The organism is Bacillus sp. ISL-51 (assembly GCF_018613535.1).
GTDB lineage: Bacteria > Bacillota > Bacilli > Bacillales > Bacillaceae > Bacillus.
On record NZ_JAGGQB010000006.1, the window covers coordinates 512,708 to 531,682 of the forward strand.

Sequence of the window (18,975 nt, forward strand, 5' to 3'; positions counted from 1 at the left end):
TAGCTTGATTAATTTCATTTGTCTGTCTATAATTTGATTAAAAGTATGCGAAAAGCGAATGCTTAATACATCTTGAGAAATGATGAAGAGGTGCAGGGTATGAAAAAATTATTGCTGTTAACAACCGGAGGAACAATCGCCTCAGTCGAAGGAGAAAACGGGCTTGCACCCGGGGTAAAAGCAGATGAATTGTTAACTTACGTATCAAAACTTGATAACGATTACACGATGGAAACCCATTCGTTAATGAACATCGACAGCACAAATATGCAGCCTGAGTATTGGGCCGATATAGCTGAAGCCGTAAAAGAGAAATATGATGCTTATGACGGGTTTGTCATTACTCACGGCACGGACACGATGGCTTACACATCAGCGGCATTGTCTTATATGCTCCAGCATGCTGATAAGCCGATTGTCATTACAGGTTCGCAAATTCCGATTACATTTCAAAAAACCGATGCCAAAAAAAATATCACAGATGCGATCCGCTTCGCATGTGAAGGAGTGGGCGGCGTATACGTCGTATTCGACGGCAGAGTCATTCAAGGCACCCGCGCCATTAAACTGAGAACAAAAAGCTATGATGCATTCGAGAGCATTAACTATCCGTATATCGCGTTTATCACAGAGGACGGAATTGAATACAATAAACATGTGCATGTACCCGAAAACGATTCATTTACTGTGAATACATCACTATGCACAGACGTGTGCCTCCTTAAGCTTCATCCGGGACTCAAACCGGAAATGCTTGATGCGTTAAAGGGCATGTACAAAGGAATCGTCATTGAAAGCTACGGAAGCGGAGGCGTGCCGTTCGAAGGAAGGGACATCCTTGCCAAGGTCAATGAAATGATCGAAAGCGGCATTGTCGTCGTGATTACGACACAATGCTTGGAAGAGGGAGAGGACATGAGCGTGTATGAAGTCGGCCGAAGAGTCAATCAAGACCTCATTATCCGCTCCAGAAACATGAACACAGAAGCCATCGTGCCGAAATTAATGTGGGCGCTCGGCCAGTCACACAGTTTGGCTGAAGTCAAAAAAATTATGGAAACACCGATCGCAGACGACGTTGTACTGTAAAACAATGACCATCAACAAAGAGAAAGTAGGGTTTTAGCATGTCAAACGGGCAAAAAGAATATCGTCAGGAAAAAGATTTTCTTGGAGAAAAACAAATCGAAGCTGATGTGTATTACGGAATTCAAACGCTGCGGGCGAAAGAAAACTTTCCGATTACCGGGTACCGTATCCATGAGGAAATGATCAATGCGCTCGCTATCGTAAAAAAAGCGGCCGCGCTTGCCAATATGGACGTCAAACGGCTGTATGAAGGAATCGGAAACGCGATCGTTCAGGCGGCTGATGAAATATTGGAAGGCAAATGGCATGACCAATTCATCGTCGATCCGATCCAAGGCGGAGCCGGAACGTCCATGAACATGAATGCCAATGAAGTCATCGGCAACAGGGCGCTTGAGATCATGGGGCATCAAAAAGGCGAATACATTCACCTCAGCCCGAATACTCACGTCAACATGTCTCAATCGACAAATGATGTATTCCCGACAGCGATTCATATTTCTACTTTAAAACTTCTTGATAAGCTGCTTGACACGATGGAGCACATGCTGAGCGTATTCAGGGAAAAAGCGAAACAATTTGATTCCGTCATTAAAATGGGGCGCACTCATCTTCAGGATGCTGTGCCGATTCGTCTCGGACAGGAATTTGAAGCATACAGCCGGGTGCTCGAACGCGATATCAAACGGATTAAACAGTCCCGCCAGCATCTCTATGAAGTAAATATGGGAGCGACGGCAGTGGGGACAGGGCTTAACGCTGATCCGCGCTACATAGAACAAGTCGTTAAGCATCTGGCTGAAATCAGCGGACTCCCGCTCGTCGGCGCCGACCATTTGGTGGATGCCACGCAAAACACCGATGCGTATACAGAAGTATCAGCGGCATTGAAGGTATGTATGATGAATATGTCTAAAATCGCCAATGATCTGCGCTTAATGGCATCAGGCCCTCGCGCGGGACTTGCGGAAATTTCACTGCCGGCGCGCCAGCCGGGTTCATCCATTATGCCGGGGAAAGTCAACCCGGTTATGGCAGAGCTGATTAACCAAATCGCCTTCCAAGTCATCGGGAATGACAACACGATCTGCCTCGCTTCAGAAGCGGGCCAGCTTGAATTGAACGTAATGGAGCCTGTGCTTGTGTTTAATCTGCTTCAATCGATCAGCATTATGAATAACGGCTTCCGTTCGTTTACGGATCATTGTTTAGCGGGCATAGAAGCAAACGAAAAACGTCTTCAGCAATATGTAGAAAAAAGCGTCGGCGTCATCACGGCGGTCAATCCGCATCTCGGCTATGAGGCGGCTGCGAGAATTGCCCGTGAAGCCATCATGACTGGGCAATCTGTACGGGATCTCTGCCTTCAAAATGATGTGCTGACAGAAGAAGAATTGGATATTATATTAAATCCGTTTGAAATGACAAAACCGGGAATTGCAGGAAAAGAGCTATTGGAAAAATAAATTTTTAAGTAATATAGCCGCTTATTCACTGTTTTTGGTGAATAGGCGGTTGCCATACAAAGGGATGAGGAAGTATAGTATTATTTGTTATATTATTTGATGAAAGCGTTTTAGCTTTTTTCTTCTAGGGGGATTTCTTTTGAAAGAGGTTAGATTGCCAAATTTATTGGAAATTATTATCTTATTATTCGGGTTTTTAGCGCTTGTTTTATCATTTACGGTGTTTTTAGATTTGCCGATCCAGCTGGCCTTGTTTATTTCATGGTTCATCGCTATTATTCTCGGAGTCAGGCTGGGATACTCTTATAAAGACTTGCAGTCGGCCATTGTAAGCGGAATATCAAACGGGCTTGAAGCGGTTTTAATTCTCGTTTCGGTCGGAGCGCTTATCGGAACATGGATTGCCGGCGGTGTTGTACCGACTTTAATTTATTACGGTTTAGAGTTTATTAATCCTAATGTCTTTTTGCTTGCCACACTGATTATTTGCTCTATTATGTCTGTAGCGACGGGAACGTCATGGGGAACCGTAGGAACTGCGGGGATTGCCATGATTGCCATCGGTGAAGGGCTTGGCATACCGCTACCGATTGTAGCCGGAGCCGTTTTGTCAGGCGCTTACTTCGGGGACAAGCTTTCTCCGCTGTCTGACAGCACGGTGCTTGCATCCACACTTTCTAAGGTGGATGTGCTGTCCCACGTCAGAGCGATGATGTTTCTGTCTATTCCGTCCTATATTATTACGGCGATTCTTTTTACGGTAACGGGATTTGTATACGGCGGGAAAAATATTGATCTCGACAAAGTGGAATTTTTAAAATCCTCTTTGCAGCATACATTTGACATTCATGTGTGGATGCTCATACCGGCTGTTGTCGTCATTGCTCTTTTGGTTCTGAAAAAGCCGTCCATGCCGGTAATCGTAATAGGCGCTTTGCTTGGCGCGATCTGGGCTTCTGTTTTTCAGGGAATGAATTTTGCAGACGCGATTGCTACAGCTTATAATGGTTTTTCGATTAAAACAGATGTCGAATTTTTAAACGGCCTGTTAAACCGCGGAGGCATAACAGGCATGCTTGATTCATTAATCGTCATTATTTTCGGTCTCGGATTCGGCGGACTGCTTGAAAAGCTGGGTGTCTTAAAAGTGATTGTGTCAACATTTGAAAAAAAGCTTACATCAGCCGGAAACATCACGCTTTCAACGCTGATTGTAGCCTTTTTAGCCAACATTTTCGGCTGTGCTATGTATGTTTCATTGATTTTAACGCCGAAAATTATGGAAAACAGTTATGATAAACTGAATCTTGACAGAAGGATTTTATCCCGCAACGCAGAGGTGGGCGGCACGCTGACCTCAGGGATGGTGCCTTGGTCTGATAACGGCATCTATATGGCCGGCATTCTCGGAGTGTCCACGTTTTCTTACCTGCCGTTCATGTGGCTCAGTTTTGTTTCTATAGGACTTGCTTTATTGTACGGCTATACAGGGAAGTTCATTTGGTACACGAAAGAGAAATCCTTGCAATCTCAAAAACTGGGTTAGGAGGTTCACTTTATGATCACAAAGCATATGATTCGGACATTAATGATTGAAACGCCGACTGTCCCCGGAAATCTGGGAAAAGTGGCTACAGCCATCGGCATAATGGGAGGAGACATCGGGGAGGTTGAAACCGTTAAGGTCGGGCCGAACTACACGATGCGGAACATTACCGTTCAAGTCGAAAATGAAGAGCAGCTTCGAGAGGTCATTCAGGCCATTGAAGCCCTCGGGGAAGGCATTCGGCTTCATACGGTGTCAGATGAAGTGCTCTCAGCCCATGAAGGCGGCAAAATTCAGATGAAAAGCAAAATGCCGATCCGCACGTTAGCGGAACTGGGCCGTGTGTATACGCCGGGTGTCGCCGACGTGTGCAGGCTGATTGAAAACGAACCTGAAAAAGCGTCCATTTATACGACAATCAGCAATTCAGTCGCTATTGTGACCGATGGAACGGCGATTCTCGGCCTCGGCAACATCGGTTCTGTCGCGGGAATGCCCGTCATGGAAGGGAAAGCTGCGCTTTTTGATCAGCTTGCCGGCATCAGCGGAATTCCGATTCTGCTGGATACCTCTGACCCGGAAGAAATCATTCGCACAGTAAAACATATTTCACCGGGCTTCAGCGGAATTTTGCTTGAAGATATCGGCTCGCCGCATTGCTTTGACATCGAGGACCGCCTGAAAGAAGACTTAAATATACCTGTCATGCACGATGATCAGCACGGAACGGCGGTTGTCACTCTTGCTGCTGCGATTTCGGCATGTAAAAGCGCCGGACTTGATTTAAAAGAAGCGAAGGTCGGACAAATCGGGCTTGGCGCGGCAGGAGTAGCCATCTGCCGTATGTTTATGGCATACGGAGTCAAAGCCGTTTGCGGAACGGACAAGTCAGAAGAAGCAATGAACCGCCTCGCTCAATACGGAGGCCAGCCGCTTGAAAGCATCAAGGATTTAATGGATACATGCGACATTGTCATCAGCACGACCGGAGTCCCCGGTCTGATTAAAAAAGAGTATGTCAGACAGGGCCAGGTCATTTTGGCATTGTCTAATCCGAAACCGGAAATTGAACCGGAAGAGGCGTTAGAAGCGGGTGCTGGTTATGCGGCAGACGGCCGTTCAGTCAATAATGTCCTCGGTTTTCCCGGCATTTTCCGAGGCGCGCTGAACGCCAAAAGCAAGGTGATTGACCATGAGATGCTCGTTGCTGCGGCAGAAGCCATTGCTTCTTGTACGAAGCACGGGGATCTCGTGCCGCAGCCGCTTGATCCGAAAGTGCATCAAGCCGTTGCAGCCGCCGTTGAACGTATAGCAAGAGGCAAGTAAACATTGTTTACAGTACCGGATTCTCTTCCGGTGCTGTTTTTTTGGTGAATAAGAAGCGGAATTCTTTGGCAACCTAACAGGAAGAAAAAGACGGAATAAAGAGGTGTCAATATGGATTATTTTCCGCTGATCCATACAAATATTTGGGATGCGGTAATCGGTGTTCCGGTCGTTTTATGCGTGACGCAGCTGATTAAGGTGTTCTGCCGGGTTCCGAGCTTATACGTTCCCGTCTTCGCTCTTGTGATCGGCAACATTGTTTCTATCGTTTTCGGACATCATGAGCACGTGTATGCGGGGATTTTTATGGGGTTTTTTTACGGATATGCCGCGATGGGAAGCTATGCCTCAACGAAAACCTCTCTTCGCGCCTTCAGGACAAAACATGAACCGTATTCGTAAACATCCCGGCTGAAATCTGCTATCATAAAGGCAAAGGTAATAGGAGTGATTGGCAGATGGCTAAAAGCAAAGCAAGAAAAAAACGTGCGCATCTCGCAAGAAACGGAGTGCGGGGCGCGTCATTATCACGAGGAGTGCAGCCGTCCTTCAGCACGCATGAACGGATGACCAAAAGCAAAAAGGACCGGCTTCAAAACTTCAAACACAAAAAGAGGAATCCTTATGATCACTATAGTGATGGCAGGGATTCTTTTTTTTTGCCGCAATCTCGCAGCTTTCTATGAATTCTGTGTCATGTTTTCTCTTTTCTTTCATACAATCTACTAAATCAAGTCAATAGAGTATGCGGGAGGAAACGGTATGCGAAAACAATCGTATAAAGAAATGTTTTTTCGCCATGTCAAGGATCATCTGTCTCTTTATATATTTGTGTTTGTCTTGTTTTTAATGGGAGTCATCTTCGGCGCTATCATTGTTAACAGCATGACGATTACACAAAAAGAAGATTTGTATTACTATTTAAGCAAGTTTTTCGGGCAGCTGTCAGATGGGAAGCATGCCGGCGCTTCAGAGATGTTTTGGCAGGCTGTCTTTCATGATGTAAAATACTTAGGGCTGATGTGGATTTTGGGCATATCCGTTATCGGATTGCCGGTTATTTTCATCATGATCTTTCTAAAGGGAATTGTCGTCGGATTTACGGTCGGTTTTTTAGTGAATCAAATGGGGATGAACGGCTTTTTCCTATCATTCATTTCAGTGCTTCCGCAAAATATCGTGCTGATTCCCGCGTATCTGATTATGGGGACATGCTCAATCGCTTTTTCGCTGAAGCTGATCAGGCAGCTGTTTGTGAAGCGGAGCCTTCATGACGCGCCGATTCAGTGGTTTGGACGCTACGCCCTTGTGCTTGTTCTCATTTTGCTTTTGTCACTCCTCTCCTCATTTTTAGAAGCCTACGTGTCTCCGCTCTTTATGGAAAAGCTGTCATCGCGAATTTTTTAGAATCATTATTAAAAAATAACATTTTTATTTATCAGTTTGTAATAATTATAGTTGGAACTCTGCGCGTATTTTGTTATAATGGGTCATGGAATGCGGCGTAGGAGGGAAAGACATGGAAAACCGTATTGATCGAATTAAAAAGCAGCTGCACTCATCAAGCTACAAGCTTACGCCACAGCGTGAAGCGACAGTAAGGGTGCTGCTTGAAAACGAAGAAGACCATTTAAGCGCAGAAGATGTATACCTCCTCGTAAAAGAGAAATCTCCTGAAATTGGTCTCGCTACAGTATACCGTACATTAGAATTATTAACAGAATTAAAAGTCGTCGATAAAATTAACTTCGGGGACGGCGTATCCCGCTACGACCTTCGCAAAGAAGGAGCGGCCCACTTTCACCATCATTTGGTGTGCATGGAGTGCGGAGCCGTCGATGAAATTGAAGAAGATCTGCTTGAAGAAGTTGAAGAAGTCGTGGAACGTGATTGGAAATTTAAAATTAAAGATCATAGATTGACTTTTCACGGCATCTGCCACCGCTGCCGCGGAAAAGAAACAGAATAAAAGCCTTTGAACCTTTTCTATTAGGAAAGGGTTTTTTGCTGTTTTTATGTATAAAAGCCTATGAAATTGGCATAAGGTGTACTAACAGTTGCCAAAGAAAGGGTCGATCGTGACATGGGCAGATTCATGAAAACAGCCGTGGATACCATCAAAGTGTTTATTCTGTTCACAGGTTTTACCGCGCTGTTCTATTATGCTATGATATGGGTGAATTCAGAGTATGAAAATTATCATCGGTACGATAAGCCGGAAGGCTCCGCCGTCAAAGTAGCCGGAACGGAAAATGAGGAGAAGGAAGGCTGGTTCGGCCGGTTGATCTTTTTTTACCAAAACGGGGAGTAGATCGAGAGTGAAGGATCAAATTAAGGATTTCATCCATTATGTGAGGGTTGAAAGAGGGCTGTCCCGAAATACGATGATGTCCTATGAGCGTGATCTGAAAAGTTATTCTCTCTTTTTAACAGAAACCCTTCAGATCGCATCATGGAATGATGTGACCCGACTTCATATTATTCAATATTTAAAGCATATAAAAGACTCCGGGAAATCAGGGAAGACGTCCGCCAGGCATTTGGCATCGATCCGTTCGTTTCATCAATTTATGCTGAGGGAAAAAGTCACTGATAAAGACCCTTCCGTACATATTGAAACACAAAAAACAGAGCGTACGCTCCCGAAAGTGCTGGCACTGAATGAGGTAGAACTGCTGTTGGACACGCCTAAGCTTGACAGCCCGTTCGGCCTCAGGGACAAAGCGATGCTTGAACTGCTGTATGCCACAGGCATCAGGGTCAGTGAAATGATCGAGCTGAAATTGTCCGATGTCCATTTATCGATGGGATTTGTCCGCTGCTTCGGGAAAGGCCGGAAGGAGCGGATCGTGCCGATCGGTGAAGCCGCAGCCCATGCGATAGAGGAATACGTCGCGAAAGCCAGAGGGAAACTATTAAAGAAAAACGTGACCGAAGCGCTTTTTTTAAACCACCACGGCAGGCAGATCAGCCGCCAGGGGTTTTGGAAAAACTTAAAAAAAATAGCGCTTGAAGCGGGAATCAGAAAAGAGCTGACCCCGCACACGCTCCGGCACTCTTTTGCCACGCATCTCCTTGAAAACGGAGCTGATTTGCGGGCGGTGCAGGAGATGCTGGGACATGCCGATATTTCCACGACACAAATTTATACACATGTGACAAAAACAAGGCTGAAGGACGTGTATAAGCAATATCATCCGCGCGCCTAGCGGCCTCTGCCGCAGATGCGGCGGTTTTTTTCTGTGTCCGGAATGTAGCGAAGGTTCTTATTATTTGGATTTGCATTGTCAACGGGAATGTAAACGGTTTATACTTGAGTTGTCTGACCTCTGTAAGCTACAATGAACAGATGGAAGAAAAGGAGGCTTTTATGATGTCTGAATACAAATATAAACGTGTATTTTTAATCGTAATGGATTCTGTCGGAATCGGTGAAGCGCCGGATGCCGCCGACTTTAATGATATAGGCGCAAATACGCTCGGGCATATTGCGGAGCAGATGAACGGCTTACATATGCCGCATATGGCACAGCTCGGTCTCGGCCTGATCGGAGACATCCGCGGTGTGGAAAAAACCGAACATCCTCTTGCTTATTACGGAAAAATGCAGGAGGCGTCTAACGGGAAGGATACGATGACGGGGCATTGGGAAATCATGGGTCTCTATATCGAAAAACCGTTCAAAGTGTTCCCGGAAGGATTTCCTGATGAGCTTCTGCAAGAGCTTGAAAAACGTTCAGGGCGGAAAATCATCGGAAATAAACCGGCTTCAGGTACGGCGATCTTGGATGAGCTCGGCAAAGAACATATGGAAACGGGAGCACTGATTGTATATACATCGGCAGATTCCGTTTTGCAGATTGCCGCCCACGAGGATATCGTTCCGCTTAAAGAGCTGTACGAGATCTGTGAGACGGCCAGAGAGCTGACGCTTGATCCGAAGTACATGGTCGGCCGGATCATCGCGCGCCCGTTCGTCGGTGAACCCGGCAGCTTTAAACGGACGCCGAACCGCCATGACTATGCGCTTAAGCCATTTGGCCGCACGGTGATGAATGAACTGAAGGACAGCGGCCTGGATGTGATTTCCATCGGGAAAATTTCTGATATTTATGATGGGGAAGGCATAACGTCTTCACGCAGAACGGTTTCTAATATGGACGGCATGGACAAAGTGATTGAAACGCTCGATGAAGATTTTACGGGCATCAGCTTTGCCAATCTCGTTGATTTTGACGCGCTGTACGGACACCGCCGCGATCCTCTCGGCTACGGTAAAGCGCTTGAAGAATTTGATGCAAGGCTTCCGGAAGTATTTGAAAAAATGAAGGAAGACGATTGTCTCATTATTACAGCTGACCACGGCAATGATCCGATCCATCACGGTACGGATCACACGAGAGAATTTGTGCCGCTTCTTGTGTACAGCAAAAAGCATAAACAGGCTGAACGCTTACCGCTTGCGGATACATTTGCCGATATCGGAGCGACCATAGCCGATAATTTCAAAACAGAAAAACCGAAATACGGAAAAAGCTTTTTATCACGATTACAGTAGGGGGACTTTTTTTGAAACAAAAAATTGAACGGGCTGCTGCTTTTATTAAAGAAAACTTGAAAGAAACGCCTAAAGTCGGTTTGATTTTAGGCTCAGGGCTCGGTGTGTTAGCCGATGAAATTGAGGGAGCTGTCAAGCTTACATATGAAAATATCCCTGATTTTCCGGTCTCAACCGTAGAAGGCCACGCCGGCCAGCTTGTGCTGGGAACGCTTGAGGGTGTGCAAGTCATCGCGATGCAGGGCCGCTTTCATTACTATGAAGGCTATTCAATGGACCAGGTGACGTTTCCCGTCCGTGTCATGAAGGCGCTTGGCGTCGAATCTCTCATCGTGACAAACGCAGCCGGCGGCATTAACACTGAGTTTCGAGCCGGCGATCTGATGATTATCACGGATCATATCAACTTTATGGGCACGAATCCGTTAATCGGACCGAACGAAGCCGATTTCGGAGCAAGATTCCCTGATATGTCAGAAGCCTATGACAAACAGCTGTCAAGCTTAGCTGAAAAAACAGCAACTGAGCTAAACATTCCTGTTCAAAAAGGCGTGTATACGGCGGTTACGGGGCCTTCCTACGAAACGCCCGCCGAGGTGCGCTTTTTAAGAACGATGGGGTCTGACGCTGTCGGAATGTCGACTGTTCCGGAAGTCATCGTCGCAAACCATGCCGGTATGCGCGTTCTCGGTATTTCCTGCATTTCCAATGCGGCTGCCGGTATTCTTGACCAGCCGTTATCTCATGATGAGGTAATGGAAATGACAGAAAAAGTGAAAGGCGGCTTTTTGAAGCTAGTAAAAGCTGTTGTCGCCCGTTCTCAATCATAATGAATTAACCAAGACAGCTGTTTCTTAAGAAGCAGCTGTTTTTTTTGAGCCTTCTAAACGAAAGATTTTCCATATGAGGCGTATAAAACCACCCGGCTTGGAAAAAATGAAAAAGATTATGAAATGGAGGGCTTTGGAGATGAAACGTCTTATATCCACTATGTTGATTGGTATCCTAATAACTGCATCAGCACCGTCCGCATTTGCAAAGCAGGACGGAAAACATACATCGGAGCTTGCTCACGAAGCCAAGAGCGCCGTGCTGATTGAGCGTGATACGGGAAAAATTCTTTACAATAAGAACAGCCGAGAGCGGCTGGCGCCCGCCAGCATGACAAAAATCATGACCATGCTTTTAATCATGGAAGCGCTGGACAAAGGGAAAATCAAAATGAGCGATAAAGTCAGAACGAGTGAACACGCCGCATCGATGGGCGGGTCGCAGATATTTCTGGAGCCGGGCGAAGAAATGACCGTCAAAGAAATGCTGAAGGGTATTGCGATTGCTTCCGGGAATGATGCATCTGTTGCTATGGCTGAGTTCATCGCAGGTTCTGAAGAGGATTTTGTCAGTCAGATGAACAAAAAAGCAAAAGAACTGGGATTGAAAAATACATCCTTCAAAAACCCGACCGGATTGCCGGAAAAAGGCCATTACAGCTCTGCCTATGATATGGCCAAAATGGCGAAGGAATTATTAAAGTATGATAAAATCACTCAATTTACGGGAACGTATGAAGATTATTTAAGAGAAGATACAGATAAAAAGTTTTGGCTTGTCAATACAAACCGGCTGATCAAATTTTATCCTGGAGTAGACGGTGTAAAAACAGGTTATACAGGTGAAGCGAAATATTGTTTAACCGCTACCGCCAAAAAAGGCAATATGCGTGTCATTGCGGTTGTTTTCGGGGCGAGCACACCGAAGGAGAGAAACGCTCAAGTTACCAAAATGCTTGATTATGCCTTCAGCCAGTTCAAAACACATCCTCTGTATAAACGAAATCAAACCGTCGGGGCAGTTAAAGTGAAAAAAGGGAAGCGGAAACTGATCAAGCTGACCACTTCAGAGCCGATCTCCCTGCTTGCCAAAAAGGGCGAGAACATGGACAAGATAAAAAAAGAAGTAAAGATTAACGGCAGCATTACGGCTCCGATTAAAAAAGGAGACGTGCTGGGCAGCCTCGTTCTGAAAAAGGACGGTGAGGTGCTCGTTGAAAGTCCTGTAACTGCGAAAGATGACATGGAGAAAGCGGGCTATCTCACTTTCCTTAAGCGGACAATGGGAGATTGGACAAAATTTAAATAATCGTGCCGAACGGACACTAGTTTTGTCATAGTGAAGGAATTGCTCCCCGTAAAATCGAAACACTCATTATCCGATCATATCAAGGAGGAATGAGCATGAGCCTTGGAATTGACTTTCATGTCAAAGAAACCGTGCTTTGTATTCGATTATCAGGTGAACTTGACCACCATACGGCGGAATCCTTAAAACAAAAGGTTGCTGAATCGTTGGAGAGAGACGGCATCCGCCACATTGTGCTGAACCTTGAGGATCTTTCCTTTATGGACAGCTCCGGCCTCGGTGTTATTTTAGGACGGTATAAACAAATTAAGCAGCTCGGCGGAGAGATGGTTGTGTGCGCGATTTCGCCTGCGGTGAGACGTCTGTTTGACATGTCGGGCCTGTTTAAAATTATCAGGTTCGAACAATCTGAACAAAAAGCGCTTTTAACTTTGGGGGTGGCATCATGAAAAACGAGATGCACCTTGAATTTTCCGCCCTCAGCCAAAACGAATCGTTCGCGCGCGTAACGGTGGCTTCCTTTATCGCGCAGCTTGACCCGACGATGGACGAGCTGACGGAAATCAAAACGGTCGTTTCAGAAGCAGTAACCAATGCGATCATCCACGGATATGAAGAAAACTGCGACGGTAAGGTGTACATTTCTGTCACGCTTGAGGATCATGTCGTGTATCTGACCATTCGTGACGAAGGGCTCGGCATCGCAGACCTTGAGGAAGCACGCCAGCCTTTGTTTACGACAAAACCCGAGCTGGAGCGCTCCGGAATGGGCTTTACCATTATGGAGAATTTCATGGACGATGTCACGATTGATTCCTCGCCGGAGATGGGGACGACGATACGCTTAACAAAGCACCTATCAAAAAGCAAAGCGCTTTGTAATTAAGGAGATTTGTTATGGATGTGGAGGTTAAGAAAAACAGTAAAAACGCGCAGCTGAAGGACCATGAAGTCAAAGAATTAATCAAAAAGAGCCAAGAGGGCGACCAGCAGGCAAGAGACCTCCTCATAGAAAAAAACATGCGTCTTGTTTGGTCTGTCGTGCAAAGGTTCTTAAACAGGGGCTATGAGCCGGACGATCTGTTTCAGATCGGCTGTATCGGATTGTTAAAATCCGTTGATAAATTCGATTTGTCCTACGATGTCCGTTTTTCAACTTATGCCGTGCCGATGATTATCGGAGAAATCCAGCGCTTTATCCGTGATGACGGGACCGTCAAAGTATCAAGGTCGTTGAAAGAGCTTGGCAATAAAATCCGCCGGGCCAAAGATGAACTGTCTAAAATATACGGAAGAGTGCCGACCGTCCAGGAAATTGCGGAGCATTTAGAAATTGAAGCAGAGGATGTCGTGCTCGCGCAGGAAGCGGTGCGGGCGCCTTCATCCATTCATGAGACGGTATATGAAAACGACGGCGACCCGATTACCCTGCTTGATCAAATCGCAGACCACTCGGAAGAGAAGTGGTTTGACAAAATCGCATTAAAAGAAGCCATCGCCGATTTAGAAGAACGGGAAAAACTTATTGTCTACCTCAGATACTACAAAGACCAGACACAATCCGAGGTGGCTGAGCGTCTAGGTATTTCTCAAGTGCAGGTATCAAGGCTTGAGAAAAAAATACTGAAGCAGATAAAAGTGCAAATGGATCATACGGAAAGCTAGCCTTTTAGGGGCCGGCTTTTTTTATTTGCATACATGATGGTAATTTATGGTCTTTTGCCGCTGATGAATGAGAACAAAAGTGAACCACATACTACATATATAACCACCCGAAAGATGGTGATGCAAGATGGAAAGACGAATATTTATCAGGCTTCGCCACCGTGTGAAGGCACACCCCGGAGACATCATAACAGTCGGCGATGCCGCGCAAATTGCGGGACAGCACAAGCTGAAGAAAAAGCTATCAGCTCTGCCGCTGTATCAGGTGACAAAAAAAGATAAAAATATCGTCGTTCTGGATATTATAAAAGTTCTGAAGGCCATTCATGCGGCTTTTCCATCCCTCGATGTACAGACGGTCGGCGGCGCTGAAACGATAGTGGAAATTCATTATCAAAAGAAACACCTGTCAGCCGTTCTGTTTGTCGCCGTCTGGCTGCTGCTTTTTGTCGGATCATGCCTCGCCATTATGAATTTTCACGAAGATGTCAGCATGAGAGAGGTTCATATCGCCTTATATGAAATCATAACAGGAGAACGGAATGACTATCCTTATCTGCTTCAAATTCCGTACAGCATCGGCCTCGGCCTTGGGATGATCGTCTTTTTTAACCACATCTTCAAAAAGCGCCTGAATGAAGAACCAAGCCCGCTCGAAGTCGAGATGTTTAACTATCAGCTCGATCTCGATCATTATGTCGCGATGCACGAGAATCAAGAAACAACGAAAGATCTGCATGATCGTTAGCATTCTTTTCGTTATGTTTGTCGGGCTTGGCGGGGGATTAACCGTAGGAGCGGGCTTTGTGGCTTTTCTAACCGTTATGGGAATCATGCCCCGTCTAATGCAGCTGACAAAAACAATGCGGTTTGTACAGGCTTATGAAGCGGCCGTTATCGCAGGGGCGGTGTTCGGCGGCTGGGAAACATTAAATATGAATCATTTCTTTTTATCTGAATGGCTTGCCGTTCCGATCGGGCTTTTGGCCGGCGCATTTATCGGCATGCTGGCCGCTGCGCTTACAGAAGTGCTGAATGTGCTTCCTATTCTTGCTAAGCGGATCGGCCTCGGCAGTAAAATCATCATTCTCTTGATGGCCATTGTGTTCGGCAAAATAGCCGGCTCTTTATTTCATTGGCTGTATTTTATCCATCATTCATAAGGAGGAACCACGGTGACAAACTTAAAAGAAAATTACAAAACAAAAGTGAAAGACTATCAGCCCAAACCGCCATACGTCTGGAATTGTGTCAAAGCCTTTCTGATCGGCGGTTTTATCTGTCTTATCGGACAATTCCTTCAAGATTTTTACATTCATTTTTTTAATTTTACTGAGAAAACAGCCGGAAACCCGACCTCAGCAACCCTTATTTTACTTTCAGCCCTGCTAACCGGATTCGGCATTTATGACAGGCTCGGACAATTCGCGGGGGCAGGTTCAGCCGTGCCGGTTACGGGCTTTGCGAACAGTATGACAAGCGCCGCTCTGGAACACAGAAGTGAAGGACTCGTTCTCGGAGTAGCGACGAACATGTTTAAATTAGCGGGAAACGTTATTGTGTTCGGCGTTGTGGCGGCTTACATTGTAGGCTTGATACGGTTTGCTTGCGAAAAACTGTTTTCATAGGAGGAGAAAAGAAAGATGAAATTGACCGGAAAGCAAACATGGGTGTTTCAAAACCCTGTATTTATAAATTCGGCGGGAACGGCTGCCGGACCGAAAGAAAAAGACGGACCGCTCGGCTCGCTGTTTGATAAAACATACGATGAAATGCATTGCAATCAGAAAAATTGGGAAATGGCAGAACGCCAATTAATGGAGGATGCCATCAACTCTGCTTTGCAAAAAGAAAGTTTGAAAAAGAGTGACATCGATTTGTTATTGGCCGGAGATCTTTTGAATCAGAACGTGACAGCCAATTATGTCGCAAGGCATTTAAAAATACCGTTCCTCTGTATGTTTGGCGCCTGTTCGACATCAATGGAAACGGTTGCCGTAGCCTCTGCGCTTATTGACGGCGGCTTTGCCAATCGGGCTATTGCGGCGACAAGCAGCCATAATGCGACGGCGGAGCGCCAATTCCGCAACCCGACGGAGTATGGCGGGCAAAAACCGGATACCGCCACTTCGACAGTTACTGGGGGCGGAGCTGTCATCATCAGCCAAACCCCTTCCGATATTCAAATCACAAGCGCGACTGTAGGAAAAGTAAGTGATCTCGGCATTACCGATCCGTTTGATATGGGATCTGCGATGGCGCCGGCCGCTGCTGATACAATCAAACAGCATTTGCAGGATTTAAACCGCACGGCTGATGATTATGATTTGATTTTAACGGGAGATCTCTCAGGAGTCGGCTCACCAATCGTGAAAGATTTGCTGAAAGAAGAAGGATATCCGGTCGGAACGAAACATGATGACTGCGGACTTCTCATCTATACACCTGATCAGCAGGTGTTTGCGGGGGGGAGCGGCTGTGCCTGCTCCGCGCTTGTCACTTATACACACATTTTTAACCAAATAAAAGCCGGGCTGCTGAAAAGGGTCCTTATCGTGGCAACCGGTGCGCTTTTAAGCCCGACAATGATTCAGCAAAAGGAAACGATTCCGACCATCGCCCACGGGGTTGTATTTGAGCGTGCGGGAGGTGCATCGTAAATGGAATATCTTTTGGCTTTCGTATGCGGCGGAATCATATGTATTATCGGCCAGCTCCTTTTAGATATTTTTAAACTGACACCCGCTCATGTCATGACTTCCTTTGTGGTCATCGGCGCCTTGTTAGACGGTTTCGGCATCTATGACAAATTTATTGAATTCGCGGGAGCGGGCGCCACTGTTCCCATCGTCAGCTTCGGGCACAGCTTATTGCACGGCGCCATGCATCAGGCTCATGAACACGGATTTATCGGCATCGGCATGGGGATTTTTGAACTTACATCCGCCGGGATATCTTCAGCTATTTTATTCGCATTTCTTGTAGCCGTTATTTTTAAACCGAAAGGATAATGCCTGATGACGACGAAACGTAAGGTCATCCTTGTGACGGATGGTGACGTATACGCCGCTAAAACCATTGAATTTGCCGCGATGAAAGTCGGCGGACGCTGTATTTCCCAATCAAAGGGCAACCCGTCAACAAAAAGCGGACCGGAACTAGTGAAGCTCATTAAAGCTGCGCCGCACGACCCGGTGTTTGTGATGTTTGACGATTCCGGCCTTCAAGGAGAGGGCCCGGGGGAAACGGCACTTAAATATGTCGCCACCCATCATGACATTGAAGTGCTGGGAGTCATTGCGGTTGCGTCTAAAACCCATCAGGCTGAATGGACAAAAGTCGATGTCTCTATTGACCGTGAAGGAGAAGTGACGGAGTTTGGCGTCGATAAAATCGGAATGAGAGAAATGGACGAGCACAGAATGAGCGGCGACACGGTATATTGTCTGGATAAGCTTGACGTTCCCCTCATCGTTGGCATCGGAGATATAGGGAAGATGGGCCGAAAAGATGATATTACAAAAGGCTCACCCGTCACGATGAAAGCAGTTGAATTCATTTTAGAAAGGAGCGATTTTCATGGCGAAAAAACCGGAAAAAGACATGATCAAAGTATACCGGGATCCTAGAAAAAATGAAGAATATTTTAAAAACCGTGTCGGTATGGGGACGAGCTATGACGTCGGCGTCCGAAAAGTTTATTTATTAGACCGCGAAGTCCAAATATACTTCGTCAACGGTCTGAGCGATACGTTATTTATCATCCATTTATTAGAACAGCTCGTCGATGTGAATAACTATGATGAAAACTCGGATGAAGCGGTTGACGTCGTGGAAAATCGGCTTGTCAACCAGCAGGTCCAAAAGGTTAAAACGTTGGATGAAGCAACGGACCAAGTGCTGTCAGGGCTTATTGCCGTTATCGTGGAAGGCGCCGGCTTCGCATTTGTTGTCGATGTCAGAAGTTACCCCGGACGCACGCCTGAAGAACCTGATACTGAGAAAGTCGTCCGGGGGGCAAGAGACGGTTTTATCGAAAACATCGTCATTAATACGGCGTTAATCAGAAGAAGGATCCGAGACGAGCGGCTGCGCATCAAAATGACGAAAGTCGGGGAGCGCTCAAAAACGGATATCGCCATCGTTTATGTTCAGGATATTGCAGACCCCGATCTGGTCAGCATCGTCGAGAATGAAGTGAACGCCATTGACATTGACGGCCTGACGATGGCTGATAAAACGGTTGAAGAATTTATCGTTAAGCAAGGTTACAATCCATTCCCGATGGTCAGGTACACGGAACGTCCCGATGTGGCTGCCAACCATATTTTGGAAGGTCATGTCCTTATCGTTGTCGATACCTCACCGAGCGTTATTATAGCGCCGACCACTATTTTTCACCATATTCAGCATGCGGAAGAATACAGGCAGGCACCTTCTGTCGGCACATTTTTAAGATGGGTCAGATTTTTCGGCATCATCGCCTCAACTGTTCTGCTTCCGATATGGTTTCTCTTTGTGCTGGAGCCGTCCCTTCTCCCTGAGAGGCTGGATTTTATCGGCTTAAATAAAAATACGCATATTCCGATTATCCTGCAAATCTTTTTGGCTGACTTGGGAATTGAATTTCTCAGGATGGCTGCGATCCATACACCGACGGCTTTATCCACCGCCATGGGTTTGATTGCGGCGGTATTAATCGGACAAATCGCCATAGCGGTCGGGCTGTTTTCATCCGAGGTGATTCTTTACGTTTCAATCGCCGCCATCGGTTCATTTACGACACCGAGCTATGAGCTCAGCCTCGCCAATAAAATGCTTCGGCTCATTCTGATGATTCTCGTCGCCATCTTCCATGTAAAAGGTTTTGTTATCGGATTTACATTGCTGTTAATAGTGATGGCGGGTATCCGCTCATTTCACACTCCGTATTTATGGCCGTTTTTGCCGTTTAACGGAAAGGCGTTATGGCAGGTGATTGTCCGCACGACTGTTCCCGGAGCAAAAGTCAGGCCGAGCATCGTTCACCCTAAAGACCGCCAAAGACAGCCGAGTAATTCATAATCGCATTGAAACCGACAGAAGATTATGATATTGTATGTCTTAACTTATACGGAAAATGTATAAGGACAGCTCATCTGAAGCTGTCCTTTTCACCCATATGCGGATCAGAAAGAGGGAATGAG

Annotated in this window: 23 protein-coding genes; all 23 read left to right on the top strand. The window is 46.2% G+C overall.

The features are described 5' to 3' along the window. Window positions 1–99 precede the first annotated feature (99 nt). The 23 genes from J7E26_RS11365 (at window position 100) to J7E26_RS11470 (ending at window position 18,853) form a co-directional block, all read left to right on the top strand. Complete coding sequence (locus tag J7E26_RS11365; RefSeq protein WP_214798806.1) at window positions 100–1,089, top strand: type I asparaginase; 990 nt, start codon at window positions 100–102, stop codon at window positions 1,087–1,089. Between the two features lie 38 nt (window positions 1,090–1,127). Beyond that, the gene (gene aspA / locus J7E26_RS11370) at window positions 1,128–2,555 is read left to right on the top strand and encodes an aspartate ammonia-lyase (RefSeq protein WP_061520873.1); all 1,428 of its coding nucleotides are present in this window, start codon (window positions 1,128–1,130) and stop codon (window positions 2,553–2,555) included. Between the two features lie 139 nt (window positions 2,556–2,694). After that, complete coding sequence (nhaC, locus tag J7E26_RS11375) at window positions 2,695–4,101, top strand: Na+/H+ antiporter NhaC (RefSeq protein ID WP_214798808.1); 1,407 nt, start codon at window positions 2,695–2,697, stop codon at window positions 4,099–4,101. A 12-nt stretch (window positions 4,102–4,113) separates the two neighbouring features. Further along, entirely contained in the window at window positions 4,114–5,427 is a 1,314-nt protein-coding gene (locus tag J7E26_RS11380; protein ID WP_214798811.1) for an NAD-dependent malic enzyme, read from the top strand. A gap of 111 nt (window positions 5,428–5,538) precedes the next feature. Next, a complete protein-coding gene (locus J7E26_RS11385; RefSeq protein ID WP_214798814.1) occupies window positions 5,539–5,829 on the top strand; it encodes a hypothetical protein in 291 nt (96 codons plus the stop codon). A gap of 56 nt (window positions 5,830–5,885) precedes the next feature. Continuing rightward, the gene (locus tag J7E26_RS18290; protein ID WP_251034465.1) at window positions 5,886–6,113 is read left to right on the top strand and encodes a hypothetical protein; all 228 of its coding nucleotides are present in this window, start codon (window positions 5,886–5,888) and stop codon (window positions 6,111–6,113) included. 76 nt (window positions 6,114–6,189) lie between these two features. Next, window positions 6,190–6,834 carry a stage II sporulation protein M gene (spoIIM, locus tag J7E26_RS11390; RefSeq protein WP_214798817.1) on the top strand — a complete coding sequence of 215 codons (645 nt, stop codon included), beginning with the start codon at window positions 6,190–6,192 and terminating at the stop codon, window positions 6,832–6,834. 112 nt (window positions 6,835–6,946) lie between these two features. After that, the gene (gene fur / locus J7E26_RS11395) at window positions 6,947–7,396 is read left to right on the top strand and encodes a ferric iron uptake transcriptional regulator (RefSeq protein WP_214798820.1); all 450 of its coding nucleotides are present in this window, start codon (window positions 6,947–6,949) and stop codon (window positions 7,394–7,396) included. A gap of 114 nt (window positions 7,397–7,510) precedes the next feature. Next, on the top strand, window positions 7,511–7,738 hold the full coding sequence (locus J7E26_RS11400) for a YqzK family protein (protein ID WP_214798823.1): 228 nt from the start codon (window positions 7,511–7,513) through the stop codon (window positions 7,736–7,738). Between the two features lie 7 nt (window positions 7,739–7,745). Beyond that, on the top strand, window positions 7,746–8,636 hold the full coding sequence (gene xerD / locus J7E26_RS11405) for a site-specific tyrosine recombinase XerD (RefSeq protein ID WP_214798825.1): 891 nt from the start codon (window positions 7,746–7,748) through the stop codon (window positions 8,634–8,636). Window positions 8,637–8,800: 164 nt separating this feature from the next. After that, window positions 8,801–9,985, top strand: a complete 1,185-nt coding sequence (deoB, locus tag J7E26_RS11410) for a phosphopentomutase (protein ID WP_214798828.1) — start codon at window positions 8,801–8,803, stop codon at window positions 9,983–9,985. Between the two features lie 11 nt (window positions 9,986–9,996). Next, entirely contained in the window at window positions 9,997–10,815 is an 819-nt protein-coding gene (locus tag J7E26_RS11415) for a purine-nucleoside phosphorylase (RefSeq protein ID WP_214798831.1), read from the top strand. A gap of 139 nt (window positions 10,816–10,954) precedes the next feature. After that, the gene (locus J7E26_RS11420; RefSeq protein WP_214798834.1) at window positions 10,955–12,124 is read left to right on the top strand and encodes a D-alanyl-D-alanine carboxypeptidase family protein; all 1,170 of its coding nucleotides are present in this window, start codon (window positions 10,955–10,957) and stop codon (window positions 12,122–12,124) included. A gap of 95 nt (window positions 12,125–12,219) precedes the next feature. Continuing rightward, window positions 12,220–12,573: an anti-sigma F factor antagonist gene (gene spoIIAA / locus J7E26_RS11425; protein ID WP_061520884.1), complete on the top strand. Its 354-nt coding sequence runs from the start codon at window positions 12,220–12,222 to the stop codon at window positions 12,571–12,573. Further along, entirely contained in the window at window positions 12,570–13,010 is a 441-nt protein-coding gene (spoIIAB, locus tag J7E26_RS11430) for an anti-sigma F factor (RefSeq protein ID WP_061520885.1), read from the top strand. The genes spoIIAA and spoIIAB overlap by 4 nt, the downstream gene beginning before the upstream one ends. An 11-nt stretch (window positions 13,011–13,021) precedes the next feature. Further along, complete coding sequence (gene sigF / locus J7E26_RS11435) at window positions 13,022–13,789, top strand: RNA polymerase sporulation sigma factor SigF (protein ID WP_214798837.1); 768 nt, start codon at window positions 13,022–13,024, stop codon at window positions 13,787–13,789. A gap of 127 nt (window positions 13,790–13,916) precedes the next feature. Then, the gene (locus J7E26_RS11440) at window positions 13,917–14,537 is read left to right on the top strand and encodes a stage V sporulation protein AA (RefSeq protein WP_214798840.1); all 621 of its coding nucleotides are present in this window, start codon (window positions 13,917–13,919) and stop codon (window positions 14,535–14,537) included. After that, the gene (locus tag J7E26_RS11445; RefSeq protein WP_214798843.1) at window positions 14,527–14,952 is read left to right on the top strand and encodes a stage V sporulation protein AB; all 426 of its coding nucleotides are present in this window, start codon (window positions 14,527–14,529) and stop codon (window positions 14,950–14,952) included. The genes J7E26_RS11440 and J7E26_RS11445 overlap by 11 nt, the downstream gene beginning before the upstream one ends. A 12-nt stretch (window positions 14,953–14,964) precedes the next feature. Next, window positions 14,965–15,417 carry a stage V sporulation protein AC gene (spoVAC, locus tag J7E26_RS11450; protein WP_214798846.1) on the top strand — a complete coding sequence of 151 codons (453 nt, stop codon included), beginning with the start codon at window positions 14,965–14,967 and terminating at the stop codon, window positions 15,415–15,417. Window positions 15,418–15,432: 15 nt separating this feature from the next. After that, the gene (gene spoVAD / locus J7E26_RS11455; RefSeq protein WP_214798849.1) at window positions 15,433–16,449 is read left to right on the top strand and encodes a stage V sporulation protein AD; all 1,017 of its coding nucleotides are present in this window, start codon (window positions 15,433–15,435) and stop codon (window positions 16,447–16,449) included. Continuing rightward, entirely contained in the window at window positions 16,450–16,800 is a 351-nt protein-coding gene (spoVAE, locus tag J7E26_RS11460; RefSeq protein WP_214798852.1) for a stage V sporulation protein AE, read from the top strand. A gap of 6 nt (window positions 16,801–16,806) precedes the next feature. Beyond that, window positions 16,807–17,418: a stage V sporulation protein SpoVABEA gene (gene spoVAEA, locus J7E26_RS11465; protein ID WP_214798855.1), complete on the top strand. Its 612-nt coding sequence runs from the start codon at window positions 16,807–16,809 to the stop codon at window positions 17,416–17,418. Next, window positions 17,369–18,853, top strand: coding sequence for a spore germination protein (locus J7E26_RS11470; RefSeq protein WP_214798857.1), 1,485 nt, complete (start codon window positions 17,369–17,371; stop codon window positions 18,851–18,853). Before spoVAEA ends, J7E26_RS11470 begins: the two co-directional genes overlap by 50 nt. The last annotated feature ends 122 nt before the right edge of the window (window positions 18,854–18,975 follow it).